The following is a 25,254-nucleotide window of genomic DNA, read 5'->3' on the forward strand; positions in this document are numbered from 1 at the left end:
CATGCGACGTCTGGCAGCCATCGTGACTTTGACTCTCCTCGCCGGGTGCGATCTCGGCAGCACCCCTCCGGAGGACGTCGACTGGGGTTGGGTCCGCCAGGCGGACGTCAGTTGCGCCGGACCGGCGAAAGCGGAGGCGAGTTTCCACGACCTGAACAAGGACGGGAAAGCCGAGATCTTTCTGATCATGCGGTGCCAAAACCCGGCCGATGTGCACGGTGAGCAGCTCGAATTCATCACCGGGGGCTCGGAACCGGAGTCGGCCCGGCCCACCAAGCTGGTTCTGCAACTGCCGACTCCGGCCGACGTCAAAGGGTTGCACTTCGTCGGGCGGTCCGCTTACTACCAGGTCACCGGCCGCGGTGAGCCTACCTTCCACGAGGTGAAGTGGGACGACGACAAGGGGACGCCGGTGAATACGGTCTTAAAGACTTCCGGGTGTGCCGACGCGGCGTAAGTCGTCCTGGAGGCGGCGCAGGCGGCGGCGTAGGTCGGCGGTCGTCTCGGCCGCGGGCACGCCCTCTCGGGTGGTGACAGAGCGGCGGAGCTCGGCCAGCAGCAGGTCTTCGAGCATGTCGGGCATCATGTGCTCCTGTCAGCGGCCGCAGTACGCCGGCGCGGACCACAGGTCCGGCCGGGTCAGGTCGGTTGTCCTGACGGTGTGCAGGTGAGCCCCGGTGAGCAGGGGCGACAAAGGACGGTCAGGGTCTTTCATCCATCGGCGTACGGCGGCGACGGCGGCCACCGGCGCAAGACGGTCCTCGACCAGGTGCAGGTGGAGCATGAACAGCGCCAGCGCGGCCACCGGCGGGGGAACCGGGCGCAGCCAGCCGACCACCCCGGTGAAACCCGCGTCCAGCAGCGACGGGTCGGCCGGGCCCTCGCCGAGGATCAGCACACCGCCCTCGGCGTGCAGGGTCGCCAGGTCCAGCAGCGAACCGTCGGCCAGTTCCGCCTCGGTGCCGTTGACACCGCACGCCAGGTGGGTCAGCCCGGCCGTGGGCAGGTGCTTGAGCACGTCCTCGGCGGTGCCGGGAACATCGACCGGTTCGAGGGCGCGCCCGGCGCAGAGGGACTGCGGGTAGAACAGCCGCCGTATCGCCATGATCTCGGGCATCGCCGGATCGCGGTCGCCGCGCGGGTTCACCACGAAGAGAGGGTCACCGGAGGCGACCTCCCGGGTGGCCAGCCGGATCGTCTGGGCGCCGGACGAGACGTACGAAATCTCGGAAGCAGAAGGGTGCGGCAGAAGACCAGCCACCAGAAGCTTTTCCGCGGGAACGGAATCCGGCACGTCGAGCCGGGCGGTGGCGGCGTCGAGGCGCAGCAGGGTGCCGGACGGATGCGCGTAGAGGAGCGCCGCCGCACCCAGCTTCCGCACCGCGGCCGCTACCTCGTCCGGGGTCGGCGCCGGAGTCTCGGGCTGGGACGACGGCGTGACGCCGGTGACCGCCGCGACGGCGTCCAGGGCGGCCGGGTCGGGCATCGAGATCTCGAAGGCGGTGAAGGCGTCCCGGGCACGGCCTTCGCGGGCGAGCTTCTCCCAGGCGAGGGCCGGCTTACGGCGTACATCAGCAAGCAGTTGGCAGTGTGAAGCCGCGGTGGTCAGCATGGCGTGCCACGGGTGGGCGGCCGGCACGGTGACCTGGAAAGGCTCGCGGCGGCAGAGCGCCGCGAGATCGGCTGCGGCGGGGGTCAGGGAGGAGATCTTTTCCGCGTACGAGGAGATCTCCGTGATCGCCCCGGCCAGCGGGCGCTCCCCGTCGAGCACTCCCCCGACGGCCTCCACCACCACGACCGCGGCCGGATGGTCGGGCGGCACGTCGGCCATCGCCGCCCTGAGCTCGGCCCGGGCATCGTCGAAGGCGCTGTCGTCGGCGTCGCCCCAGCCGTTGCCGTCGCGCTGCTCGCGCAGGGACAGGCCGATCGCCAGCAGCAGCCGGTCGACGCCGCCGCCCGCGGCCGCGTTGGCCGCCGCGCCGACGAAGGCGTCCAGATCGCCCGGCGCCACCGCCGACGGGCCCGCCAGCAGCAGGTCGCGGGCCTGATCCCACACGGGCCGGCGGGGATCGGGCACCAGCGACGCGAGCCGGTCGTGGGCCGCCTGACGAGCCGAGCCGGGCTCCGAGCGCGGCGCCGGCGAGTCGGGTTGCAAACGCGGCGGCGGGTCGGACTCGGAACGCGGCGCCGGCACTGGAGAGGACCGGCGCGGCGGGACCGTCGGCGGCTGGTGGACCGGCGCGTCCATGACCGTGGTCGGATAGGTGAGCGGGTCGCCGACCGTCCAGTTCATCGTCGGCATGCCCTGCTGCTGGAGCCGTTGCAGCACCGCCATCGACTCCATGAGCTTGCCGATGTCGAGGCCGGCCGGGTTGCCGCCGAGCAGCGGCCCGAGCGCCTCGGCCATGGTGAGCAGGGTCCGTGTCATGGCGGCGATGTCCTCGCTGATCGCCGGCCCGGCGAGGACCTCGCGGAACAGCCGGGCCGCGCGGTCGGCGTCGTCGCCGGCGCCGGTCGGCGCGCCGTGCAGGAAGCCGCCGCGGGCCGCCGCCGGGCTCATCGCCTCGGTGGCCCGTCCCAGGTAGAGCTGCCCCAGGTAGATCCGGGCCATGGCGATCTGCGCCGGCGGGACGCTCGGGAACTTCAGGGCTTCATCGAGTACGAAGATGCCGGTGTCCCGATCCTTGACGGCGCCGCCGTGTGCGCCGTGCCGGACCGCCAGGTACGTGCCGAGCTGCGCCGCCATCTGCCCCCGGGCGGGATCGCCGGGATCCAGGAGCCGGTAGGCCTCGTCCCACACCTCGATCGCGGCCGACAGGTGCGGCAGGGAGGCCGGCTGTCCCGGCCCGGCCGTCCAGTAGCGCTTGTTGAGCATCGATCCGAGCTCGGCCAGCTTCGGCAGCCGGGCCGGCCCGTCCAGCCGGGACAGCTCGTCCCGGAGTCTCGCGATGTCGTCGTCCACGGTCTCGCCACCCTTTCGAGAAGTCACTGGCCCCAGTGGACGAAGCCCGCCCACGCCACGACGCGCGCCGGCTCGGTGTCCGCGAGCATGCGGCGCAGCGGGGACGGCATGCCCTCGGGCGGCCGCCGGTCGTCGTCGAGCATCCACATCTGTGCCTGGCGCAGCGCGTCCCACGGCGGGCGGCCCTCGGTCGTCAGGAAGTGGTGGAACATGTACATGAGCAGTGAGGTGTCCTGGTCGGGGATGCTCCACTGGGTGGACAGCACCGAGCGGGCGCCGCCGGCCAGGAACATCGTGCCGAGGCTGTACGCCTCGTCGTAGCCGTGTATCGACCGGCCGGTGTGGCAGGCGGCCAGCACGACCAGCGCCACCTCCCGCTGGACCGAGGCCATCACGCCGACCAGTTCGGAGGCGGTGAGGTCGCCGCCGGCCAGCAGCAGGTGCGACGACGCGGTGGCCCGGTCGGTGGTCATGACGCCGTGCGAGGCGAGATGCAGCATGGTGCCGGCCTCGCTGCTGTCGGCGCGCAGCCACCGGCGTACGTCATCAGCAGTGCCGGCACCGGAGAGACTGACCCGCCCGTCCGGCCTCCGGCCGACGTAGGTCGCGCCCGGATAGAAACGGCGGTGGATGGCGTACGCCTCGAGCCGCGCCGACCGCAGATCGGGCGCCCGGCCGCCGGTGTCCGGATCGGCCAGCACCAGACCGGACGGCGTGACCGGTACCGGTTCGGCGGCGGCGCTGTCACAGAGCATCCGGGCCGAGGCCGCCTGCGACAGGGCGACCCGCTGCACCACGTACGTCCCGCCGGGGTCGCGCGCCGCCTGCCACGGCACCCTGGCCAGGTCACCCATGGGGATCAGCACCAGCCGCGGCACCCGGTCCCCGGCCGGACAGGAGGCCGACAGCGGGCCCATCGCGGCCTTCCAGGCCCACTCGCACAGCGCGCCGAGGCTGTCGTCGAGCGGCTCGTCGTCGTCCTCGCCCACGTCGCGGGTCGCGGCCGCGGTGAGATGGACGCCCTCGGACAGGACGAGATGCGGCAGCGGTACGTAACGAGCGGGCCCCCCGGCCGGCGCGATCACCGCCCAGCCGGGCGCCGGCGCGTCCGCGGGCACGAGGTAGACCAGCGCGTCGGCGCCGAGCCGGCCCAGCGCACGCTGGATCTCGTCCAGGTCGGGCGGGTCGAGCAGGCCGGTGCCGCGGGCCAGCACCTCGAGGACCTGCTCGCGCAGCCGCGGCGACGGGTCGGTGGTGGCCCGCCAGCGGTCGGCGAGATCGCGGTGCCCGGCGTCGATCAAGCGGGTGCACGGGTCGCGGAGCTCCGTGGTGGCGAACAGCATCAGCCCGCGCCCGGCGTCCAGGGCCCGCAGCGCGTCGGCGGGCTGATGGTCGATCAGGCAGCGGCTCGCGGCGGCCATGGCCTCCTGAGCCGCCTCGGCCGCGACGGCACGGGCCGACGCCGGGTCGGGCTGGAGCAGGATCCGCCAGGTATATCCGCGGAGGCCCTCGAGCGCGGCCAGCCGGGCCGGCGCCGAGTCGCCCCGCCGGCGGTGCAGCCCGGCCAGCATCTCGTTGATGAACGACCAGTGCTGGTGCTCCGGGCCGCCGGCCTCGCGCCGGGCGTCGGTCAGCAGGCCGATCGCCTCGTCCACATCGGCCAGCGAGCCGCTCGCCTCCGACCGGCGATACAGGGTCAGCGCGAGCGAGGCCAGGCAGAAGGGCCGCTGCGGGTGGCCGGGCGGCGTTAGCTCCAAGGCCCGCCGCAGGTCGGCCACCCCGGCGCCGGGGTCGGCGTCCCGGCCACCGTTCGCCATCAGGTGGAACGCCCGCTCGGCGTCGCTCGCGCCGGGTGGCGGCTCCGGCAGGGCGGTGCCCGTCAGCATCGCGTTCAGGGCCGGCGCCACCTCGGCCATCGCCTCGCGCAGGGGGTTGCCCGCGGGCAGGTCGCCGGATCGGGCCAGCACCTCGGAGAACCGCGCCGCCGCGGCCAGGTCGTCGCCGTTCTCGTGCGCCTCGATCGCCGCGAGGTAGTCGGGCATCAGGTCCATCATCGGCGCCACGCCGGGAGCGTTGCCCGCCAGCGCACCGAGGCGGCCCAGCGAGTCCCGCATCGAGGCGGCGTCGGTGGCCGACATCGCGGAGTGCATGGTGTCGAACAGCGTCCGCAGCCGCGGGTCGGCGCCGTACTCGTCGGCCATGCTCGCCAGCTCGGCCTTCACCCCGTCCGTGTCGACGGGCCCGCGTCGCGCGACCGCGGCCATCAGCGCGTCGAGCCGCGCGGTGACGTTCTCGTCCGGTCGCGTCATTGCTCTCCCCCTCGTCGTGCGTCTTCTTGGTTCTGACGGACGACGTCCCGGGTGGCTAACGCTCTTCGTCTGTACGCAGGATCTCGAGCACCGTCGACACGATCCGCTCGAGTCCTTCGGCGTCGCCGAGCACCCGCTCGACGGCGCCGGCCGGCTCGTCCGGGTCGGCGCCGAACACCGTCGTCAGCACGTCGACCACGACGACCCGGGCCGCCTCGCCACGGGCCAGCCGGGCCCGGATGAGCTGCACGGCCCCGTGGGCCAGGGCTGTGAGCAGGCGTTCGTGCTCCTCGGCGGCGTCGGTGGCGGGCTCGCCCCGGCCCTCCAACTGCGCGGCCGACACGACCGGCGGCTGCTTGTGGCCGAGCGGCACCTCCACGTACTGCTCGTACCAGTGCGGCCGCTTGTTCATGGCGCCGAGCACAGCCCGGATGTCGGCCCGCACGTCGGACTCGCCGTACGACGACCACCCACCGTGGCGCTCGCAGCGCCGCACCATCCAGCTCTCGACCGGCCACAGGTCGTGGCCGGCGGTCGTGGGGGTGCCGACCCAGATCAGCATCTGGGTGGCCAGATCGATCAGCCACGTGTCGCCGCCGAGCTCGGTGGCCAGCCAGGCCGGCACCCGTGGGCGCTGCAGGGCGCCGTTCGCGCCGCGCCGGCGGCGGTGCCCGTCCACGGTGGCCGGCACCAGGCGGCTGGCGATCCACCCCTCCAGGTTCTCGATCGGCGTGCTCGCCTTGCGGGTGACGTCCTCGACGACCGCCTCGACGTCGTTCTCGAAGCGGTCCAGGCACTCGGCGGCCAGGCGGCTCACCGAGGACGCGCAGCCCGGGTGCCCCCGGCCCAGCTCGATCTTCTGCGTGAGCCGCCGGTACACGACCGGCCAGACGATGGCGTACGTGGCGCCGGTCAGCCGCAGCCGGTCCGGTCCCGACGTGCTCGCGATCGTGGCGGCCAGCAGGCCCCGGCGCGCCAGGTCGCGTACCTCGTCGACGCCGTTCGTGTGGAGCGTTCCGAGCACCGCGCCCTCCCAGGAAATCTCAAGGTGACTCACCCTGACCCAGGAAGTTGCTGACAGTGAACAGCGACATGTTTTGTTCTGGCCGCCGGTCAGGCAGCGCGATCACCGGCTCAGAGGAGCCATTCCGGCAACATGGTCCACAAGAGACCGTCGGAAGGAGGATGGCATCGGGTGAACGAACTAGCCCGCAAGTGTGAAAACCTGGAGTCATGAGCAGCGACGAGCCGGCGCCGGACGCCCTGTCCGACTACCTCCGGGAAGAGCTGCGCGCGGCGAACGTCGACCTCGCCGGCCGCCTCCGTCTTATTGAGCAGATGTTGGCCGATTTGCCGGGATCGACGCGAGACGCGACAAATCCTCGTTATTCAGAGCCCGGTCCGGAGAAGACTGACGAAGGCAGTTCTTCACTTCTGGACGGAGGCAACGATGCCAGGAAACCGAGCAGTGGTGTATGAGGGCCCAGGCCGGGTCGCGGTCCACGAGATCGACTATCCGACGTACGAGCTGAAGGACGGGCCGGGCGTCAACAAAGCGAACATCGGGCGCCAGGCACGGCACGGCGTCGTCCTCAAGACGATCGCCAGCAACATCTGCGGCAGCGACCAGCACATGGTCCGCGGGCGGACCACCGCCCCCGAGGGCCTGGTGCTCGGTCACGAGATCACCGGCGAGGTGGTCGAGGCGGGGCCGGACGTCGAGTTCGTCAAGGTCGGTGACGTGTGCTCGGTGCCGTTCAACATCGCCTGCGGCCGGTGCCGCAACTGCAAGGAGGGCAAGACCGGCATCTGCCTGAACGTGAACCCGGACCGGCCCGGATCGGCGTACGGCTACGTCGACATGGGCGGCTGGATCGGCGGTCAGGCGGAGTACGTGCTGGTGCCGTACGCGGACTGGAACCTGCTCCGGTTCCCCGACCGCGACCAGGCGCTGGAGAAGATCCTCGACCTGACGATGCTGAGCGACATCTTCCCCACCGGCTATCACGGCTGCGTCAGCGCCGGCGTCACGACCGGTTCGACGGTGTACGTGGCCGGCGCCGGCCCGGTCGGCCTGGCCGCGGCCACCTCGGCCCACCTGCTGGGCGCGGCCGTGGTGATCGTCGGCGACCTGAACGAGGAGCGGCTGGCCCAGGCCCGCAGCTTCGGCTGCGAGACGATCAACGTCGCCGACGGCGACCCGACCGACCAGGTGCGCCAGCTCCTCGGCCACGACGCCCCGGCGATCGGCGAGCCGCTGGTCGACGCGGCGGTCGACGCGGTCGGCTTCGAGGCCCGCGGCCACGGGCAGAACGCGCAGACCGAGATGCCGGCCACTGTCCTCAACAGCCTGATGACGATCACCCGCGCCGGCGGCGCGATCGGCGTGCCGGGCCTTTACGTGACCGACGACCCGGGCGGCGTGGACGAGGCGGCCAAGGAGGGCTCGCTCTCGCTGCGGTTGGGCCTGGGCTGGGCGAAGTCCCACTCGTTCGTGACCGGCCAGTGCCCGGTCATGAGGTACAACCGCAACCTGATGATGGCGATCCTGCACGACAAGGTGCAGATCGCGAAGAACGTCAACGCCACCCCGATATCCCTCGACCAGGCCCCGCAGGGCTACCAGGAGTTCGACAAGGGCGCGGCCCGCAAGTACGTCCTCGACCCGCACGGCGTCGTGGGCAAGCGAGCCGCCTGATCACCCGGCCTGCCCGCCCTCTAATCGAAGTCGGCGGGCAGGCTCAGCCCCTCCGCCGCGAGGTTCTCCTCCAGGTGCTCGATGCTCGCTGTGCCGGGAATGGGAACCATGACCGGCGACCGGCGCAGAAGCCAGGCGAGCGCGACCTGCGTCGCGGTGGCCCCGATCTCGGCCGCGACTGTGGCGATCCGCCGCGTCTCCCCCGACGTTCCGGCCGCCACCGGCCGCCACGGCAAGAAAGCGATGCCGGCCCGCTCGCAGGCGGCAAGCACCGGTTCGTGCTCGCGGTCGAGCAGGTTGTACCGGTTCTGGACGCTGGCCACCTCGACGATCCGCCGGGCCTGGCCGAGCTCGGCCACGGTGACCTCGGAGAGCCCGATCCGGCCGATCTTGCCAGCGTCGCGAAGATCCCGCAGCGTGCCGAGCTGGTCGGCCAGGGGCGTCTCCGGATCGATCCGGTGGAGCTGGAGCAGCTCGATCCGCTCGACGCGCAGCCGGCGCAGCGCCCCGTCGACCTGGGCCCGCAGGACGGACGGGCGGCCGTCGAGCCGCCACTCGCCGCCGGGACCGGATCGCTCGACGCCGACCTTGGTCGTGATGACCAGGCCCTCCGGATAGGGGTGTAGAGCCTCGGCCAGCAGCTCCTCGTTGGCGCCACCGCCGTACAGATAAGCGGTGTCGATCAGCGTGACGCCCAGCTCGACCGCTCGACTCACCACGGCCAGGGCGGACCCGCGGGCCGCGGCCGGCGCCGCCGGCAGATGCATGGCGCCGAAGCCGAGGCGCCGCACCTCCAGGTCGCCCCCGATGCGGAACGTCATCGCGGAAAGGACTCGCGGATCGCGGCGTCGACCGGGCGGCCGGTGGGTGGCTCGACGAAGAGGTCGCTCAGGAACAGATCGGCGGCGTACGAAGGATTGACGCCCGACTCTTTGTGGGTCGCCTTCTGGAGAGCGCCACCGGCGCTCAGGGCGGCTTTCACCACGGCCGACGGCAAGTTCCGAACCGGCCTTTTGTGGTCGGCGATGCGGGCGATCATCTCAGCCCATGACAGGTTTTCGTCGGCTATCGGGATGTCGTCGCCGCTGCGGGATTCGAGGGCGTCGACGGCCGTCTCGGCGACGTTTCGGGCGGTTGTCACGGCGGTGCCACCGGCCGGCGCCGCCAAAGGGAAACGGGAGCGGGTCCAGCGGTCGAGCGGGCCCGACCAATTGGGGAGGCGGTCGCCGGCGCGGCCGAAGACGAAAGGCAGTTCCAGCACGGCCACCGGCAAGTCGGGGCCGGCCGCGGCGCGGCCCTCTTGCGCTTGTTCGCGACGGCAGCGGACGTACGTGTGACGCTCGACCAAACGCCACTGAGGAAGCAGCCGGTCGAAATACGTGTAGTACGAGCCCATTAGGACGCCGCGGGTCAGGCCCTCCTCGCGGGCCGCGGCGAAAAGGCGTACCACCGGATCGATCATGTCCCGCCGAAAGGCGGGGTAGATGGGCTTGGGCAACGGTTTCTGCTCGTCGGTGCGCGTGGCCAGGACCACGCCGTCGCAACCGGACAGAATGCGGCGCGGGTCATCGCTCTTGGCCTCGAAGACGTGGTCGACACCGGGGCGCGGACTGCGTGCCGCCGTCGTCGCCGTGTGCCCGCGCTCGCGCAGCACCTCCACCACATGAGCACCGATCAGGCCGCTTCCACCGACGACGAGAATTCGCACGTACGCATCGTCGCGCGCCCGTCAAGCCTTCGGGTTCACCGCGTACAGGCAACCGGCGCTCTTGCCGACCAGGCGCAGACCGACCAGATCCCCGGCGCCCCAGGTCGCCTTCTTCGTGGTCAGCATCGGGTACATGATCTCGTACTTGTCGCTGATTTTCGGGTGGTCGAGGCCCACCGCGTGACCGATCTCGTGCATCAGCAACTGACCCGTGGTGCCGCCCCGGCCGGCCGCGAATCCGCGGGCCATCTTCTTGGTGAGGGTGGCGTTGAGGACGACGCGGCCCTCGGTCATGCTCCACGCCTGGGCGCCGGACGCGGTGAAGGCGCTGCGGGCCATGTAACCGCCCATTCCGGCGGTGGTGGTGGTCTTTCCGAGCATGCTGCTGTGCACGCCGGGAGTGACCCAGGAAATCACGATCTCGGTGCCGGCGGGATAGACGCCGTTGTACCCCTTGTTCGCCGCGGGAATGGCGGTGGTCGTCCCGGCGTACCGGAAAGTCAGGCCCGTCGCCTTGGCGACGTTGGCGAAGGCCGTCTTCACCTCGGGCAGCGAGTTCTGCGGGGCGCGCGTGAGATTGACGCGGTAATCGATCGGACCGGCGCACGGATTCCAGCGGGCGACCGGCCCCTTGCCGTCGGTCTGGCTGAGCAGTTTGTAGGCCTTCGCGTTGCCCGCGGCCTGCGCGACGCCCGGCTGCATGATGATCAAGGGCAGGGCGGCGACGACGGCGAAGGCGGCACGGGACCAGCGAGGCATGGGGGACTCCGATTCTGGGACGGACCCCGAAGATCGGCAGCTCAGGCCCCGATCCGAGTTGCCGTTCGGTAGTTGTCCACAGGCCCCGCACGATCTTCCGCGGCTTCGGTACTGTCGGGCGATCGAACGGAGGTCAAATGCGCAGAAACAGTGATGAAACACGCCCGCAGTTGGCCGACGAGACCGTCGACCAGGCGGTCCAGGCCGCCCGCGCCGGCCGGCTGCACGAGCTCGAACACCGCCTGATGCTGCTCACCGGCCCCCTCGGCGAGCAGGAAGTCAACCGCGCCCTGCTCACCGCGCTGCTCGGCGCCGTCCAGCGCTGCTGGAGCCAGGGCTGGCAGCCCGCCGAGCTGGCCCGGTGCGCCCGCCGCGACCATTCGGCGCGCCACGCCAAGCTGATGGGCGACGCGATCGCCGCCGAGATGCGCGCCCACGCGGCGGCCACCACCGACCACAGGTGGCAGGCGCAGATCAGCGACCTCGGGGCCACGGTCTGGTGGAAACACGACGACCTCTACCTGAGCGAGTGGGCCGAGCGGGAATCCCTCCCCCGCCTGACCGCGATCGTCACCGTGATCGAGGCGCTGTGCCTGCTCGCGTCCCTGCCCCCGATCGAGCAGATCATCCCGCCGCCGGGCGCGCCGTCGTCACCGGTGGCGGCGGCCGACCTCGACCAGCGCACGCTGGGCAAGGTGCGCGCCCTGCTGGCCAAGGCGGAGTCCACGGACTTCCCCGAGGAGGCCGAGGCGTGCACGGCCAAGGCGCAGGAGCTGATGGCCCGCCACCGCATCGACCACGCCCTGCTGACCGCGAAAAGCGGCAGGCGGGACAGGCCGGCCAGCCTGAGGGTGGCCGTCGACAGCCCGTACGAGGCCCCGAAAACCCTGCTCCTGCAGGTGGTCGCCGAGGCCAACAGCTGCCGCGCGGTGTGGACGAAAAGGTTCGGCTTCTCCACCCTGATCGGCTTCCCGACCGACCTCGACGCCACCGAGATCCTGTTCACGTCCCTGCTGGTCCAGGCCACCAGGGCGATGACACACGAGCGTTCAAGCGCCCGCTCCTTCCGCCAGTCGTTCCTGACGGCCTACGCCTCCCGCATAGGCGAACGCCTGAAGGCGGCCGTGCAGGAGGTGACCCCATCGGCCGACCTGCTGCCGGTGCTGGCCGCCCGAGACGACGAGGTCAGATCCGAGGTGGACAAACAGTTCCCCCAGTTGACCCACAGAACAACAACGGTAAGCAACCGAGCGGGTTGGCTCTCAGGCCGAGCCGCCGCCGACAGAGCCGCCTTGCACGGCCGCCACGAGGTGACAAACACCTGACCAGATAGATGGACGTCCCTTGTTAGCGTCGGGAGCCATGACCGCCAAACCCAAGTCGCCGGGCGGCGGTGATTCCCCACATCGCGCGAGGGGCCCCGGCTCACACAGCGCCGAAAGCGTGGCCGGCGCCCAGAATGCGGTGGCGTCCGCCATCCAGGCGGGCACCCCCCATCCCGACGGAGCCGGCGCCATTGCGGCCCGAGCCACGCCGGATACGAGCGACCCCGAACTCAGTCGCGTCATGGACGTCTACGAGAGGCTCGGCGCAGACCCACCCCGGTTCAGAATCTCGGCGAACGACGCCGCCCATGAGGGACACGGCGCCCACACCATCGAACGGCACGGCTCACAGATCCCCCTCGAACGAGCAGACCCCGGCTCGGACATCCGGACGGTCGAAGGACGAATCTACGGCGACGATCCCTGGGGAAAGACCGAGAACAAGTCGTTCAAATGGGACGACCCGACGATCATGACCCGAGAGGTCAACGAACACGTCCAGCGGAACTGGGAGGCCATCCGCAGCGACCTGGCACTGAAAGGCTTCTACGAGGGAACCTACGAAGCCGGGCATCGCGTCGGCCACGGCTACTACAACAGCGGGATGTTCGGCTTCGGGCCACGTCAGGCCGAGTACGCGACGGTCAGCCGTGTCGTCGTCCGCATTCGGCTCGCGCCCGGATCGGATCCACCCGAGCCGTTCCTCGTCACGGCGTTCCCTTCCGGTTTCCCGACGCAGCTAGGGTGAGGTCGTGGACTCGTCTCAGCTCCCCGAGCCCCTCCGCGCGCGCATGGCGGAGCAGGCTTCCCGCTCGTCGCTGGAGAAGGTCCGTTCGCTGATTCGCGGCCACGTCGCCGACACCGACGGCATCGACGAGGTCCGCTCCCAGCTCCGGATGACGGCGGCGCACACCACGACGTACCTACGGCAGGATCTCGACGCCATCGACGCGGTCCTCACCGAGCCGCTGCCGCCGAACACGTTGCTCTACCTCGTAGCCGGTGACGGCGGCTGGCCGCTGGACGACGACCCGACCGACGCCGGCGCGTCCGCCTTCCTCCGCGAGCTGGCCCGGATGATCCGCGAGATCATCGACGAGGCCGAGCGAGCACGGCACTGACGCGCCGCATGACGGAGCCCGGCGCTGGTCGTTCGATGGAGAAGGTGCGCCTGTTCCTGGGCATCGAGGTAGCCGACGCCGCGAGCCTCGACGAGGTTCGCTGGGAGGCCCAGCAGGTCGCTCTGACCACGACGCGGGGTGTCCGCCAGGACCTGACCGCGATCGAGTCGGTCCTGGCGGAGCAGCACGCACCCGGCGCCCTGCTCCACCTCGTCGAGGGGTACGGCAACCGGCGCCTCCCGGAGAGCACGGACGAGGCCGCCGCGGCCTTCCTCGCTCAGGTCGCCGGGATTCTCCGGTCGGTGATCGCCGAGGCCGAACAGCGGACCACATGACCGACATCGGCAGCTCCGGCCTCCCCGAATCGCTTCGGGCGCGTATCGCGGAGCGGTCGGCGCTCTCGCCCATCGACAAGGTGCGCGCGCTTCTGCACGGCTACGTCCACGACGCGGACAGCTTCGACGAAGTCCGCGAGGAGCTTCGGGACACGGCGGAGACCAGCACGCTCTTCCTCGAGCAATATCTGGTCGCCTTGGAGACCATCCTGTCCGAGCCCCAGCCCGAGGGAACGCTTCTCCGTCTCGTTGCCGGCGACGGCAACCGTGGTCTCGACGACCCGACGGACGCCTCGGCCGCCGCGTACCTCCGCCGGCTCCTCGAGACTCTCCGCTCGGTGATCGCCTCGGCGAAGGGGTAGCACCCAGCCCGTAGCATCCATAGGCATGACTGGCGCTCTCGGTGAAAGCGACTTCCTCACCCCCGAAAGCTCGCGCGCCTATCTACAGGACTGGAAGCAGCGCATCGACCGGAATGCCGCCAATGCGCAAGCCATGAGTGATCGGCTCGGTGAGCTGCGTACCACCGGGCGGGACGGCAACGACCTCGTTGAAGTCACCATCGACGCCTCCGGTGTTCTGCGGGACATTCAGTTCACCGACCGGATCCACCGCTTCGCGCCTGACGTCGTCGGGCGGGCCGTCATGGCCGCCCTGCGCGAGGCGAAACACGAGGCCACCAGGCAGAGCCAGGCGATCATTGTGGACACTGTCGGGCCTGACTCTCTGGCCGGGCGGGTCATCGGGGAACGGCTGGAAGATCATGGCTGACGGCTTCTCGGTCGACGCCGAGCAGATCAGGGGGCACGCGGCCAAGGTCGACGCCGTTCAGGAGCGGTTCGCCGCGGTCAAGGCGGCCAGTTCCGCCATCACTCAGGACGACGCCGCGTACGGCCTGCTCTGCGGCTGGATCTCCGGCATCCTGGAGTCGCGGCACGCGCGGCAGGACCAGTTGATCGCGTACGTCGAGGAGAACCTGCGTCTCGCCGGCGACGCCCTGCGGCAGACCGGCGCCGGCTACGACCAGGCCGACGATGCCGCCGCCCAGCGGCTGCGAAAGGCGGGCAACCTGTGAGCACCTCGCTGGTGGCCAACGTCATCAACCCCGGCGGCAGCACCACCGGCGCCTCGCTCGTCGACAGCTTCCAGGGCCTGCACCAGTCCGTGAGCAGCGGCAACTGGATCGACGGCGCCCTGGCCGGCGGCGCTTTCGCCCTCGAGGCCACCGCCACCGTGCTCGACCCTTTCAGCGCCCTGCTGGCCAACGGCCTCGGCTGGGCCATGGAATATTTCGAGCCGCTCCGCGAGGTCCTCGACAAGCTGGCCGGCATCCCCGACCGCGTAGCCTCCCACGCCGCCACCTGGCAGAACATCTCCGGCGAACTCCAGTCGATGTCCGCCGACCTGCGGGGCCACCTGGCCGCCGACCTCCCCGACTGGCAGGGCCCGGCCGCCACCACCTACCAGTCCTTGATGGCCAACAACGTCGACGCGCTCGGCGGCCTGAGCGTCCTCGCCGCCACCATGTCCTCCGCCACCGAGGCCGCCGGCAACCTGGTCACCTTCACCCGCGACATCGTCCGCGACCTCATAGCCGACCTGGTCGCCCGCGTCATCGTCTGGGCCGCCGAGGCGCTACTGGTGATCACCATCCCCATCGTCGCCGCCCAGATAGCCTCAGCCGTCGTCAAATGGGCCGGCCGCATCCTCGGCTACACCACAGCCCTCATCACCAGCCTCACCAACCTGACCCGCTTGATGCAGGGCTGAAAAACCACACCGCAGAGGTACGGGATCAGCCACTCCCCGCCAAAGCCCACGCAGAACCCGCCATAAAGCGCGACCTCCGAGCAACGAACGGCCATAACGCGCCTTTCGCGTTATTGCATGGCCGGGCCAATCCCACGCCCGCCACGAGGAGCAAGCTCCATGCCAAAACGGAAAGGACCGGACGACAACGACGGGCCAACGCCGCACGGCCGGGGCGGCGACCCCGACAACGTATCCGCTGCCGAGGAGCACCTCGCGGCCAAGGCGGCGCAAGGCCGGGCCGGCTCCGGCGAACGCCGATCCGGCCCCGACGATTCGGCGGCGATCGAGACCGCGGGCATCGATCCCACGGCGGCACGGGCATTCGTCGACAACATCACCGAGAATCCCCGCTCGCTGGTCGGACGCTCGGCGGAGGACATCGCCGACCATTTCACCGCGGCCGGGTTTCCGGCCAGCACCGTGCGAACCCAGAGAAGGGGCACTTCCGGCAACGCCGTGCAGGTACGCATCCACAACCACCCCGAGATCACTAACATCCAGGTACATCCCGGCGGTGGCCGCCACACGCCCGAGGGTTCCCCATATTGGAAGATCTCGACGAGTACGGCGGGCAAGACCTGGGTCGTTCCGGGGAACTTCCGTGGCGCCGATGAGCTGGGCGGGAAAGTGGTTCGCTATGACGAATAAGCTGTTCAAGATCGATCGGGTGCGTTCGGTGGAAGAGGCCGTCGAGGTCGACCGGCTGGGGGCCGACCTGATCGGGGTGGCGATCGATCGTGATCCCCGGTTCGACGACGGGCGCTATGTCCGGGCCGAGGAGGTCGCCTCGATCGCGGCGGCGGTTCGGCAGGCCGAGGTTGTTGTGATGATGGACTTGCTCGACGATCCGGGGCGCGTTCTAGACATCGTTCGGATGGCCGAGGTGCGTTCCGTGCAGCCGATCGCCGGGCGGATTCCGCCGCTCGCCGTTCGGGGGGCCCTGCGGGAGATCGGGGTCGGCATCGTCTACGGCGGGATCGAGATCGCGCACGATGACGCGCCCGAATGGGTGTTCGACCTGCACGATGCGACACCGCAGCTTGATGTGGAGTTCTTCCAGGTCGATCTGTTGCCGGAGTATCGGGACTCGTGGGCGTTCCTGCGCGATCGGTCGCCGGAATTTCCCGAGGAGTTTCAGGTCGCCGATCTGAACGCGTTCGCTCGGGATCGGCCGTTGCTGATAGGGCTCGACTTCACCGTGGACAACATCGGGGAGATCTCGGCGGCGCTTCCGGAGGTCCGGGGGTTCGCCGTGACGATTGGGGATGGCGCTACGCGGTCCGGGGTGCACTCACACTCGTACAACCAAAGCCTGAAGGTTCTGCAAGCGAGGCCGCGAGCCTGAGAAGGGCGCGGCCTCGTGTGATGTCAAGGGCGGGAGCGGGCGCCCAGCAGGGCGCTCAAGCCGCCGGCCCGCTGGAGTTTCTGCCAGCCCAGGCGGATGCCGCCCAGGGCGGCCAGCGTGGACTGGATCAGGACCAGGTACATGAGCTGGCGGTAGACGAACTGTTGCAGCGGCACGGCCCAGATCGGTTTCAGGGACTCCTTGTCCAGGCGGAAGGCGTAGACCGTGCTCGCCATCTGCACGGCCAGCATGGCGAACCAGGCGATCAGGGTCTCGGCGGGGTCCAGGAAGATCAGGCCGTAGATCAGGAAGACGTCGATCAGCGGGGACAGCAGGGGCATCAGGGTCTGGAACAGGGCCAGGTTGATCAGGCCTCGCCGGCCGAACTTGCCGCCCGGGCCCCGTTCGATCAGGGCGCGGCGGTGTTTCCACATCGCCTGCATGGTGCCGTAGCTCCATCGGTAACGCTGGCGCCACAGCTGGCGGATGGTTGTCGGTGCTTCGGTCCAGGCCCGCGCCTTCTCCTCGTAGACCACGCGCCAGCCGGCCCGGATGATGGCGATCGTCAAGTCGGTGTCCTCGGCCAGCGTGTCGTCGCTGAGGCCGTTCACCTGCTTCAGCGCGGTGCGGCGGAAGGCGCCGATCGCCCCGGGGACCGTGGCCATGCAGCGCATCTCGTCGTAGGCGCGGCGGTCGATGCCGAAGCCGACCACGTATTCGATGTGCTGCCAGAGGGCGATCATGCCCTTGCGGTTGGCGACCTTCGCGTTGCCGGCGACCGCGCCGATCGACTCGTCGGCGAACGGCTGGACCAGGTGGCGTACGGTGTCCGGCTCGAAGACGGTGTCGCCGTCCATCATCACCACGACGTCGGTGCCGGCGGCGGCTATGCCGGTGTTCAGGGCGGCCGGTTTGCCGGAGTTGGGTTGCCAGATCACTGTCACGTTCGGGAAGCCGAGGCCGTCGGCGATCTCGGCCGTGCCGTCCGTCGAGCCGTCGTCGACGACGATGACGCGGATCGGGTGGGTGCTGGCGGCGAGCGATCGGACGGTGTCGGCTATGCATTCTTTTTCGTTGTACGCGGGTACGACCACCGTCACCGGTTTGTCGTAGCGACGGGGGCGACGGCGACGGCGGACGTGGCGCCGGCCCAGGGTCAGCATCAGCACGAGGCGGGCGATCGTCAGGACGCCGAAGACCACCAGCAGCCAGGTGAACCAGTGGGTGACGAGCTGGGCGATCCGGACCGCCAGCACGATGCCGCCGCCGAGGATCCTCGAGTCGACCGGGGCGGCCGGGTTGACCGTGGACATGCCGGTCACCTTGGCGACCGTGGTGAAGCTGTAGCCCATCTTGATGAGCTCGGGGATGACGGTGGCCAGGGCCGACGCCGTACGGGACCGGTCTCCTCCGCCGTCGTGGAAGAGCAGGATGGCGCCGTCGTCGCCGTCGGGGGTGACCGCCTTGATGATGTCGTCGATGCTGACCGAGGGTTCCCAGTCGCGGCTGTCGAGGTTGTTGACGACGGTGAGGTAGCCGCGCTCCCCCATGTCCTGGATGACGGACCAGTTGGTGTTGTCGAGCGCGTCGACGGTCGACGAGTACGGCGGCCGGAAGATCACGCTGGAGACGCCGGCCGCGCCGGCCAGGGCGAGTTGGGTCTCCCGCATCTCGACGGTGCGGCGCCACTCGTTCTTGGTCGACATCTCCGGGTGGGTGAACGTGTGGATGCCGATCTCGTGGCCCTCGTTCTTGACCTGCCGTACGAGATCGGGGTACTTGGCGATCTCCGAGCCGATCATGAAGAACGTGCCGGGCACGTGATACCGGGCCAGCACCTTGAGGATCTCCGGCGTGTACTGCGGGTCGGGGCCGTCGTCGAAGGTCAGCACGATCTGCTTGCTGGGCGCGCTGACGGTCTTCGTGGTGGTGCCGTCGGTCTGGATGATCGGGCCGCCGTCGAGGGCCGCGGCCGGCACCTGGCCGGTCTCGGCGGTCGACTCGGCCGCGCCGTCCTGGGTGAACTCGCCCGTCACCAGGCCGTTGACCAGCAGCATGCTGGCGAACAGGCTCACCACCACGGCGAAGACGATCCAGCGCGGCTCCGGCACGCGGAGGCGGCGCTTGACCGGCTCCGGGGCCGGCTCCGGCGCCGGCGGTGGTGGCTTACGAGAGGTGTAGACGGTCACGACCAGCCTTTCCATTTGTGACTTAAACCGCAAAAAGCGATTGATTACGTACGCTCTACGTCCGATTCGCGGCGAATAGCGCGCCCGCCCCGCCGGTCCGATTTAAGCGGCTTAATGCGGATAGTTAGGCGTCGATCACAGGGATAAATGCCAAGATCTCGGGCATGAATCCGAAACGCCGCTCGTTGGCCTGCCTCACCGCGGCCGCGCTGATGCTCGCCGCCGGTTGCAAGGCGAGCGACGCGGCCGACGCGAGCCCCATCGCCACCACGACCACCGCGGTCGCCCCCAACCCGTCCGCGACCGCCCTCACGTCGGCATCCGCAGCCGCCGGCGCAAGTTCGTCCACATCGGGCGCCACCGAAGGCAGCGCAGCAGCATCGGGCGCGGCCGGAACCGGCTCGTCCGCATCGGGCGCCGCCGCGATCGGCGCGTCGCCGACGGCCGCCGTCCAGAGGAAGACCCCGGCCGTGGCGCCGTACATCGATGTCACCAGCCCGACCACCGACATCGCCACCATTTCCGCCAAAACCGGAATGACCGATTTCTCCCTGGCCTTCATCCTGGCCAAGAGCACGACGGCCTGCACGCCCACCTGGGGCGGCACGAAAGCACTGACCGACAGCACCGTCCAGGCGGCGGTCAAGAAGATCACCGCACTCGGCGGCAAGGTCGTCGTCTCCAGCGGTGGCGCCACCGGGACGTACCTCGAAAGCGTCTGCACTTCCGCCCAGCTCGCGAAGGCGTACGCCCAAGCCCTCGACGCGACCGGAAGCAACGCCCTCGACGTCGACATCGAGCAGACCGTCGCGCCGGCGACCGTGGCCGCGGCGCTGAAAGCCCTGCAAGCCGCGCGTGGCACCGCGATCAGCCTGACCGTGCCGGTCGGCGGCATGACGGCCGGGCTCACCGACAAGAGCATCGCCCTGCTGCGCAGCGCCAGGAACGCCGGCGTCGAGGTCACCGTCAACCCGATGATCATGAACTTCGACGCGAGCGGCGGCTGGGGCGCCGCGATGATCGCCGCCACCGAGGCCGTGCACGCCGACCTGAAGGCGATCTGGACCGGCCGCACCAGCGCCCAGCTCTACGCGATGCTCGGCATCACCCCGATGATCGGGGTCAACGACACCGGCCCGGTCACGACCGTCGCCGATGCCAAGACCTTGCTGACGTACGCCGAGCAGAAGAACCTGGCGTTCATCAGGTTCTGGTCGATCAACCGCGACAACGGCAAGTGCACGGCGGGCAGCCTGAGCGGCACCTGCAGCGGCATCACCCAGAGCGACTACGCCTTCACGTCCCTGTTCTCCGGCTACGGGAAGTGACACCCGGTCAGCGTTCGGAGGCGGGCGTGGAGATCGTTCCCTTGGTCGGCAGATCCGCCGACGGCGCCTGCACCACGCTCATCGCCACCACGCCGATGTAGACGACCGCCGCCAGCGCGGCCGCCACGCCCGACATCACGAGCAGCCTCTTGCGCCGCCCCGTCGCATCCACGAAGACCTTGGCGCCATCGTTCTCGTGCAGCCGTGCCGACGCGTAAATCATGATCGTGGTTCCCTCCGAGCGCGGGCGGGTCCCAGGTAGCGGACCCGCCATCGCCCAGCAAAGTAGGAGCCGTTTCTAGGGGGAACCTATGTCTGGTCCTCGAACGTTCTGTGTCTGCCCAGCTCGGCGGGCTGCCTGTAAGACCTCCTCGACGGTCAGCGGGCTGTGCGGGTGGTGGCTCAGCGACAGGGGCGTTCGGATCTTGGCGGGAGCCTGGCCCTCGGCCGCCAAGTAGAACTCGCCGACGGTCAGGCGAGACACGTCCGGGACGTCGCCGCCCTTGGCCTTGGCCATGTCCCGGGCCGCCTCGATCTGGATCGGACTGTTCAGCAGGCCGTAGAGCTGCGTCGCCGCGTTGCCGGGGATCCGGTTGTGCAGGCCCTTCGGCGCCTGGGTGGCGAAGATCAGCCCGAGGCCGTACTTGCGGGCCTGCGCGGCCAGGGCCAGTGTGCTCTGGGTGCAGGCTGTCATGGCCCCGGACGGCGCGAAGGTCTGCGCCTCGTCCATGACGAGCAGGCCGAGCAGTGGGCGGTCGCCCGCGGGATTCCTCTTGATCCAGGCGAACAGGGCCATCTGCAACTGGTTGACGAAGCTCTGCCTGGTCTCGTCCGACGGCAGCCCGATCAGGCTGATGACCGAGACCCGGGCGCGTTTGCCGGGGGCCGGCGTGAGCAGGGTTCCCGGGTCCATCGGGGTGCCCTCACCGCCGAACAACGGGTCGTTGACCATGGCCGCGGTGAGGGTCTGGGCCAGGCCGAGCGCGATCTTGTCGGCGCCCTCCAGGTCGATGATCCCGTCCGGGAAGGTGTGCAGGGTGTCGATCAGTCCCTTGAGCCCGGTGCCACCGCGCCGGCCGTAATGCTCGACCGCCTTGCGGAGAACGGCGAGTCCCAGATGGGCCTTGGTGGCGCGCCCGGCCACCATCGCCCGCGGCGCGAGCGAGGCGACGGCGGCGTCCACAGCTTCGTCGAACTCGTCCGGGTCGTCCACCACACCGCGGAAGTCCGGCAGCGGCTGGAAGCTGAGGGGCCGGCCCGACATCCGCCGCGGCGTCCAGACGACGACGTCCGTGTTGGCCAGGTAGTCGGCCGCCTTGGCTGGGTCGTCGGCTCGCCACTGCGGTGGTGGTTCGGGCCAGCCTTCGCCGAGCCGGGCCAGGTCGTTGTTCGGATCGAGGACGATGCTGGAGACGCCCTGCAGAGCACACTCCTCGACGATCCGGCGGATCAGCACGGTCTTGCCCGACCCGGACCCCGCGAAGATCGTCATGTGCTTACGAAGCGAAGCCAGCCCGAGCGACGCGGGCGCCTGCGAGTCATACCCGTGCCCAATAGTGAAGGACTCGCTCGGCCCCGACAAAACGGACGGGAGAGCAATGGGCGCGGGCACCGCGGGCCCGGGCGCAACCGGCCCGGGCGCAGCAGGCGCGGACAAAACGGGTGATAGCGAGGCGGGCGGAGGCGAAGCCGACGCCGGTGAGGAGAGGGCCGGCGTTGGCGACAGCGCGCGCCCTACAGACGGAGCCTCACCCTGCCAACCGCCGTCGGTGTCGGACAAAGCCTCGTTTATCAGGCGGATTTCCTTGGTCGGCCGGCGATCGGCCAGCCAGGATTGGAGGTCGATGCTCTCCTCGGCAAGCATGACGTGCAGCGCCGAGAGCACCCGCAGATCCTCGGTGTCGAAGGTGAGAACTCGCCCGCCCTCGGCGCGCAGGCTGTCCAGAGCCCGCAGCGTCGCCGGGCCCGACCAGCCGCCGTTGCGCAGCAGGAACAGCTTGCGCTTGGGCACGCGACTGTCCAGGCCGGTCGCCATCGCCGCCTTGCGCAGCCGGGACAGCGCGGCGTTGGCGTGATGACCGTCGCTGATCGCCCGGAAACACCAATGGACCTGGTCCTCGGTGCTTTCGTCCAGCGTGAACCGCAGCCGGGCGTGCAGGGGCGGGTTGGTGCTCGGCGGCGGATCGACCGAGAACGCCTCGCCGGCGTCGCCCCGTTCGAGGATCCACGCCGTGAGCCCGGCCGCGAGCAGCTGCGGCACGGTGCCGTCCTCGCCCGTCTTCTCGAGCGGGGTGACGACGTCCGCGTTCTTCCTGAGCTCGGCGAAGCGGGCGTCGAACCTCTCCATCTCGCCCATCGTCACGTCCGGTGCGACCGGGCGCGGCTCGTGCGTCTCGGCCGCCGGGGGCGTGCCGAGCCGGTCGAGCTCGCGGACCTCGTCGTCGCCGATGCACTCACGGATGTGGGTGTCGATCTCGATCAGCAGCTGCCGCGGGGTGTAGTCACCGGCGGAGGTGAAGGCCTCCGGCCGGACCGGCCACGAGGGATAGGGAGGGACGAACCCCGCCTCCCCGTACCGGACGGTGAACCTCTTCTCGATGATCGCCCGCGCCAGCACGTCGTCCTTGATGACCTCGAGCGGCGGCGCCAGGCGGAACCGGTCGGCGACCGTGTCGGAGGCCATCGCTTTGATGGTCGCCCAGGAGTCCGGGATGCAGGCCACGACGGTGAGCGTGCGGCGGGTGAACTGCCGCAGCGCCATCAGTCCCTCGGCGATCTGGCTCAGCATGAGGGCCTGTTCGGGACTGACCTGCGCTGCCTTCTGCGCCCAGGAGCCGGCGGCGATCGAACTCTGCGCGATCAGGGTGTCGATCTGGTCGATGGCGATCACCGACGGGCCGGTCAGCGCCAGGAGCCACGACAGGTCCTGCACGATCTGCTGGGCCCGCCGCGGCGCCCGGCGCATGCCCCACTCCGCGCGCTCACCCGGCTCGGACTCCTCGCCGGAGAGGAAGTAGTTCTCGGCCAGGTCGCGATGACCGACGTCCTCCGAGGCACTGAGCGCGAGCGCCCGCGCGGTGTCCTGACTGGCCCGGGCCACCTGCCGGTCGAAGGCGCCCAAGCCTTCGATGAACGCGTCCAGGGAGGGCCGGGTCAGCTCGGTCTCGCCCATGACGGCCCGGCGCGCCGTGCGCGGGGCGCCGACCATCGCCGACAGCCGCCGCAGCAGGAGCACCGACTGCGTCTGCTCACTGCCCGGGACCGTACGGGAAAGGCCGTCCAGCATCGCGGCCAGCACGCTGTCCCAGAACCCGGCCGCGTCGAGAAGCCCGACCAGGAAGAAATAGCCCTCCTGCTCCTGCACCTGCTGCCGGACCCAGCCGAGCAGATGTGTCTTCCCGGAACCGCGTTGCCCCTGCACCACGAGGCCGATCGGGCTGCCGCCGTCGCTGGCCCGAGCGTCCGACACCCCGTCGAGCACGTCGCGGGCCACCGTCGTGTGCAGGCCGTCGACGTGGAACGGCATGGGCCGCCAGACGTCGTCGGGTACCGGGGCCCAGTTGAACCTCAGCGCGGCCAGGGCGGCGCGCTCGCGCTCCTCCATCACACACCCATCGAGAGGACGTGCTTGTCCTGACCACCGATGTGCAGGGCCGCATCGTGGTCGGCCTCGGTCAGCACCTTCTGGTTCGACTGCGGGGCCAGGGTGACGCCGGGCTCGCGGCTGACCTGGCGAAGAGCGTCGTCCAGGGCGGCGCGCGGCACGTCGGCGAAGCACAGCCGCAGGCGGGTGAGGCTGACCCAGCCCCGCGGCTCGTCCTTGAGGGCGTCGTAGGTGCCGATGATCCGCCTACGAAGGTCCGGGACGCTCGCGGGACCGCGCACGTCGCTCAGCGCGAAGAGTTCGGCGAAGGACTCGCACCCGCTGCGGTCGAGGACACGGTCACGCAAGCTCGTCAGGACGGCCGACACGGCCGCGGCCTGCGCGGTGGAGCCGTTCGACCGGAAGTTCAGCTCCTCCTGGACGTGCACCCATCCCTTGTCGTCGAGTTGCAGCGCGTAGGTGCGCCCGCTCTTGCGGCTGGCCACGTACTGCTTGCGGCCCAGCTTGTCCCGGCTCGGCTTGCGCACGTCGAGGCCGTACACCGCTGTGAGCTCGGTGTTGAGGATCTCCCGCGCCTCCGCCATGAGAACGATCAAGATGGCGTTCTCGGCGGGAGAGAGGTCGTCGCCGGCCATGGTCATGGTCCTTTCACTGTTTCGCGCCGCCGGCCCTGGAGGTAGGTGCCGATCTGGTGCACGACAGCGCCCACGTCGTGGACGACCCGTGCGTTGGTGAACCGGAGGACGGCGTAGCCGTCGAGTTGCAATTGGACGTCACGCTGCCGGTCGGCCTCGAAGCGCACCGGGTGGCAATGCTCCGGGCCGTCCAGCTCGACGACGCATCGCTCGTCGGGCCAGAGGAGATCGAGCCGGATCGGCGCGCTGAGCGCGGTCGACCGGTAGGTGTGGTTCCAGCGCCGGCCGGTGGCCCAGCTCTGCGCGGCGAGTGCGGCCTCCAGGGCCGACTCGACAGCGCTGGCCGGATGAGGCTTGCCGATCGGCGCCGGGCGCCCAGGCGGGAGGCCGTCCACTGTCACGACCGGCACCCGGTCGGCGTGGAGCGCCGATGTGCCCAGCAGCCAGACGGCGACCTTGGCATTGTGGGTGAGCCACTCGCCGCCGGCCACGATCGCGTCGCGCTGCTCCGCGGTCACCTCCGCGGGAACGGGCACCAGCAGGACACAACGGGTGCGCCCGAAGGCCTCCGCGACCAGGCGGGCGAGCTGGGTGACACGCGCACGGGCGGGCACGCCGCGGTCGCCGTCCCGATGTCCGGTCGCGGCCAAAACGGCCAGATCGATCAGGAACGAGCGGCTGTAGTGGGCCCGCGAAGCCCGGGCCGCGGCCATCATCCGGATCGCGGCCACGCCACCGAGGTCGGTCCGGCTGATGTCGGAGGCGTCCGGCAGCCATGCGGGAAGCAGCTGAACGGCGACGTGTTCGAGGTCGTCCAGCATCGCGCCGGCGAACTCACGAGGGGTCGACCAGCCCGCGCCGGGGCGCGTCACCACCGCGGCGAGGCCGGCGCTGTGCTCGGCGACGGAGCGGGCGAGGTCGTCGGCCCGCGCACCACGGACCTCGACGACCCGATCGGCCGGCACGCCGTCGAGTTGGTGAGTGGTGGTCATCGCTGGAGAAGGCTACGAAACACCGTGGACAGACGCCATAGGGCAGCGGCGCTCCCAAAGATGGCCATTCGTCGGATTCCGGAGCCGGCGTGGCTCCGCCGCGGATCGGCTGGTGCGGGGCGCAACCGCACC

General features: G+C 70.3%; 27 protein-coding genes. 14 read left to right on the forward strand and 13 right to left on the reverse strand.

Going from position 1 to position 25,254, the window contains the following annotated elements:
• Position 1: 1 nt before the first annotated feature.
• Positions 2 to 457, forward strand: a complete 456-nt coding sequence (locus tag CRP55_RS13320; protein WP_097320168.1) for a hypothetical protein — start codon at positions 2 to 4, stop codon at positions 455 to 457.
• On the opposite strand, the gene CRP55_RS52965 is transcribed toward CRP55_RS13320, so the two are convergent.
• From CRP55_RS52965 to CRP55_RS13335, 4 genes are read right to left on the reverse strand one after another with little or no spacing between them, the layout of a single operon-like run.
• Positions 425 to 574, reverse strand: a complete 150-nt coding sequence (locus tag CRP55_RS52965) for a hypothetical protein (protein WP_179855154.1) — start codon at positions 572 to 574, stop codon at positions 425 to 427. The two genes, CRP55_RS13320 and CRP55_RS52965, sit on opposite strands and share 33 nt — an antisense overlap.
• Before the next feature lie 21 nt (positions 575 to 595).
• Complete coding sequence (locus CRP55_RS13325; RefSeq protein ID WP_097320169.1) at positions 596 to 2,962, reverse strand: hypothetical protein; 2,367 nt, start codon at positions 2,960 to 2,962, stop codon at positions 596 to 598.
• Between the two features lie 23 nt (positions 2,963 to 2,985).
• Positions 2,986 to 5,271 carry a CHAT domain-containing protein gene (locus CRP55_RS13330; RefSeq protein WP_097320170.1) on the reverse strand — a complete coding sequence of 762 codons (2,286 nt, stop codon included), beginning with the start codon at positions 5,269 to 5,271 and terminating at the stop codon, positions 2,986 to 2,988.
• Positions 5,272 to 5,326: 55 nt separating this feature from the next.
• The gene (locus CRP55_RS13335; RefSeq protein ID WP_097320171.1) at positions 5,327 to 6,295 is read right to left on the reverse strand and encodes a hypothetical protein; all 969 of its coding nucleotides are present in this window, start codon (positions 6,293 to 6,295) and stop codon (positions 5,327 to 5,329) included.
• A 209-nt stretch (positions 6,296 to 6,504) separates the two neighbouring features.
• On the opposite strand from CRP55_RS13335, the gene CRP55_RS52090 reads away from it, so the two are divergent.
• Both CRP55_RS52090 and fdhA read left to right on the forward strand, forming a co-directional pair.
• A complete protein-coding gene (locus CRP55_RS52090; RefSeq protein WP_143234590.1) occupies positions 6,505 to 6,750 on the forward strand; it encodes a hypothetical protein in 246 nt (81 codons plus the stop codon).
• Positions 6,743 to 7,969 (forward strand): formaldehyde dehydrogenase, glutathione-independent, encoded by a 1,227-nt coding sequence (gene fdhA / locus CRP55_RS13340; protein WP_245922962.1) that lies wholly within the window; start codon positions 6,743 to 6,745, stop codon positions 7,967 to 7,969. The genes CRP55_RS52090 and fdhA overlap by 8 nt, the downstream gene beginning before the upstream one ends.
• A 20-nt stretch (positions 7,970 to 7,989) precedes the next feature.
• Here the strand turns inward: fdhA and CRP55_RS13345 are convergent, their stop codons facing one another.
• Genes CRP55_RS13345 through CRP55_RS13355 form a run of 3 tightly spaced genes read right to left on the reverse strand, consistent with a single transcriptional unit; the run spans position 7,990 to position 10,436 of the window.
• A complete protein-coding gene (locus CRP55_RS13345; RefSeq protein ID WP_097320173.1) occupies positions 7,990 to 8,790 on the reverse strand; it encodes an aldo/keto reductase in 801 nt (266 codons plus the stop codon).
• Entirely contained in the window at positions 8,787 to 9,677 is an 891-nt protein-coding gene (locus tag CRP55_RS13350; protein ID WP_097320174.1) for an NAD-dependent epimerase/dehydratase family protein, read from the reverse strand. Before CRP55_RS13350 ends, CRP55_RS13345 begins: the two co-directional genes overlap by 4 nt.
• Before the next feature lie 21 nt (positions 9,678 to 9,698).
• Positions 9,699 to 10,436, reverse strand: coding sequence for a matrixin family metalloprotease (locus tag CRP55_RS13355; protein ID WP_097320175.1), 738 nt, complete (start codon positions 10,434 to 10,436; stop codon positions 9,699 to 9,701).
• A gap of 137 nt (positions 10,437 to 10,573) precedes the next feature.
• Between CRP55_RS13355 and CRP55_RS13360 the strand changes: the two genes are divergently transcribed.
• From CRP55_RS13360 to CRP55_RS13405, 10 genes are all read left to right on the forward strand, one after another.
• A complete protein-coding gene (locus CRP55_RS13360) occupies positions 10,574 to 11,761 on the forward strand; it encodes a DUF2786 domain-containing protein (RefSeq protein ID WP_097320176.1) in 1,188 nt (395 codons plus the stop codon).
• A gap of 37 nt (positions 11,762 to 11,798) precedes the next feature.
• Positions 11,799 to 12,509, forward strand: a complete 711-nt coding sequence (locus CRP55_RS13365) for a hypothetical protein (protein WP_143234592.1) — start codon at positions 11,799 to 11,801, stop codon at positions 12,507 to 12,509.
• 4 nt (positions 12,510 to 12,513) lie between these two features.
• On the forward strand, positions 12,514 to 12,882 hold the full coding sequence (locus CRP55_RS13370) for a hypothetical protein (RefSeq protein ID WP_143234593.1): 369 nt from the start codon (positions 12,514 to 12,516) through the stop codon (positions 12,880 to 12,882).
• A gap of 35 nt (positions 12,883 to 12,917) precedes the next feature.
• A complete protein-coding gene (locus CRP55_RS13375; RefSeq protein WP_097320179.1) occupies positions 12,918 to 13,217 on the forward strand; it encodes a hypothetical protein in 300 nt (99 codons plus the stop codon).
• Entirely contained in the window at positions 13,214 to 13,579 is a 366-nt protein-coding gene (locus CRP55_RS13380) for a hypothetical protein (protein WP_245922963.1), read from the forward strand. The genes CRP55_RS13375 and CRP55_RS13380 overlap by 4 nt, the downstream gene beginning before the upstream one ends.
• A gap of 25 nt (positions 13,580 to 13,604) precedes the next feature.
• On the forward strand, positions 13,605 to 13,988 hold the full coding sequence (locus tag CRP55_RS13385) for a YbaB/EbfC family nucleoid-associated protein (protein ID WP_097320180.1): 384 nt from the start codon (positions 13,605 to 13,607) through the stop codon (positions 13,986 to 13,988).
• A complete protein-coding gene (locus CRP55_RS13390; RefSeq protein ID WP_097320181.1) occupies positions 13,981 to 14,292 on the forward strand; it encodes a type VII secretion target in 312 nt (103 codons plus the stop codon). The genes CRP55_RS13385 and CRP55_RS13390 overlap by 8 nt, the downstream gene beginning before the upstream one ends.
• Positions 14,289 to 14,987: a WXG100 family type VII secretion target gene (locus CRP55_RS13395; RefSeq protein ID WP_097320182.1), complete on the forward strand. Its 699-nt coding sequence runs from the start codon at positions 14,289 to 14,291 to the stop codon at positions 14,985 to 14,987. The genes CRP55_RS13390 and CRP55_RS13395 overlap by 4 nt, the downstream gene beginning before the upstream one ends.
• 117 nt (positions 14,988 to 15,104) lie before the next feature.
• The gene (locus tag CRP55_RS13400) at positions 15,105 to 15,677 is read left to right on the forward strand and encodes a hypothetical protein (protein WP_143234595.1); all 573 of its coding nucleotides are present in this window, start codon (positions 15,105 to 15,107) and stop codon (positions 15,675 to 15,677) included.
• A complete protein-coding gene (locus CRP55_RS13405) occupies positions 15,667 to 16,374 on the forward strand; it encodes a beta/alpha barrel domain-containing protein (protein WP_143234597.1) in 708 nt (235 codons plus the stop codon). The genes CRP55_RS13400 and CRP55_RS13405 overlap by 11 nt, the downstream gene beginning before the upstream one ends.
• A 23-nt stretch (positions 16,375 to 16,397) precedes the next feature.
• On the opposite strand, the gene CRP55_RS13410 is transcribed toward CRP55_RS13405, so the two are convergent.
• Together CRP55_RS13410 and CRP55_RS13415 are read right to left on the reverse strand one after the other, a co-directional pair.
• Positions 16,398 to 18,578, reverse strand: coding sequence for a bifunctional polysaccharide deacetylase/glycosyltransferase family 2 protein (locus tag CRP55_RS13410; protein WP_097320185.1), 2,181 nt, complete (start codon positions 18,576 to 18,578; stop codon positions 16,398 to 16,400).
• Positions 18,579 to 18,687: 109 nt separating this feature from the next.
• On the reverse strand, positions 18,688 to 19,125 hold the full coding sequence (locus CRP55_RS13415; RefSeq protein ID WP_143234599.1) for a hypothetical protein: 438 nt from the start codon (positions 19,123 to 19,125) through the stop codon (positions 18,688 to 18,690).
• Here CRP55_RS13415 and CRP55_RS13420 point away from each other — a divergent pair.
• Positions 19,100 to 19,891, forward strand: a complete 792-nt coding sequence (locus CRP55_RS13420) for a glycoside hydrolase family 18 protein (RefSeq protein WP_143234601.1) — start codon at positions 19,100 to 19,102, stop codon at positions 19,889 to 19,891. The two genes, CRP55_RS13415 and CRP55_RS13420, sit on opposite strands and share 26 nt — an antisense overlap.
• Positions 19,892 to 19,898: 7 nt before the next feature.
• On the opposite strand, the gene CRP55_RS13425 is transcribed toward CRP55_RS13420, so the two are convergent.
• The 4 genes from CRP55_RS13425 to CRP55_RS13440 form a co-directional block, all read right to left on the reverse strand.
• A complete protein-coding gene (locus CRP55_RS13425; protein ID WP_097320188.1) occupies positions 19,899 to 20,114 on the reverse strand; it encodes a hypothetical protein in 216 nt (71 codons plus the stop codon).
• 75 nt (positions 20,115 to 20,189) lie between these two features.
• Entirely contained in the window at positions 20,190 to 23,495 is a 3,306-nt protein-coding gene (locus tag CRP55_RS13430) for an ATP-binding protein (protein WP_097320189.1), read from the reverse strand.
• Positions 23,495 to 24,130 (reverse strand): hypothetical protein, encoded by a 636-nt coding sequence (locus CRP55_RS13435; protein WP_097320190.1) that lies wholly within the window; start codon positions 24,128 to 24,130, stop codon positions 23,495 to 23,497. Before CRP55_RS13435 ends, CRP55_RS13430 begins: the two co-directional genes overlap by 1 nt.
• Positions 24,131 to 24,132: 2 nt before the next feature.
• Positions 24,133 to 25,122 carry an endonuclease domain-containing protein gene (locus CRP55_RS13440; protein ID WP_245922964.1) on the reverse strand — a complete coding sequence of 330 codons (990 nt, stop codon included), beginning with the start codon at positions 25,120 to 25,122 and terminating at the stop codon, positions 24,133 to 24,135.
• Positions 25,123 to 25,254: the final 132 nt, after the last annotated feature.

Source organism: Paractinoplanes atraurantiacus (assembly GCF_900215205.1).
GTDB lineage: Bacteria > Actinomycetota > Actinomycetes > Mycobacteriales > Micromonosporaceae > Actinoplanes > Actinoplanes atraurantiacus.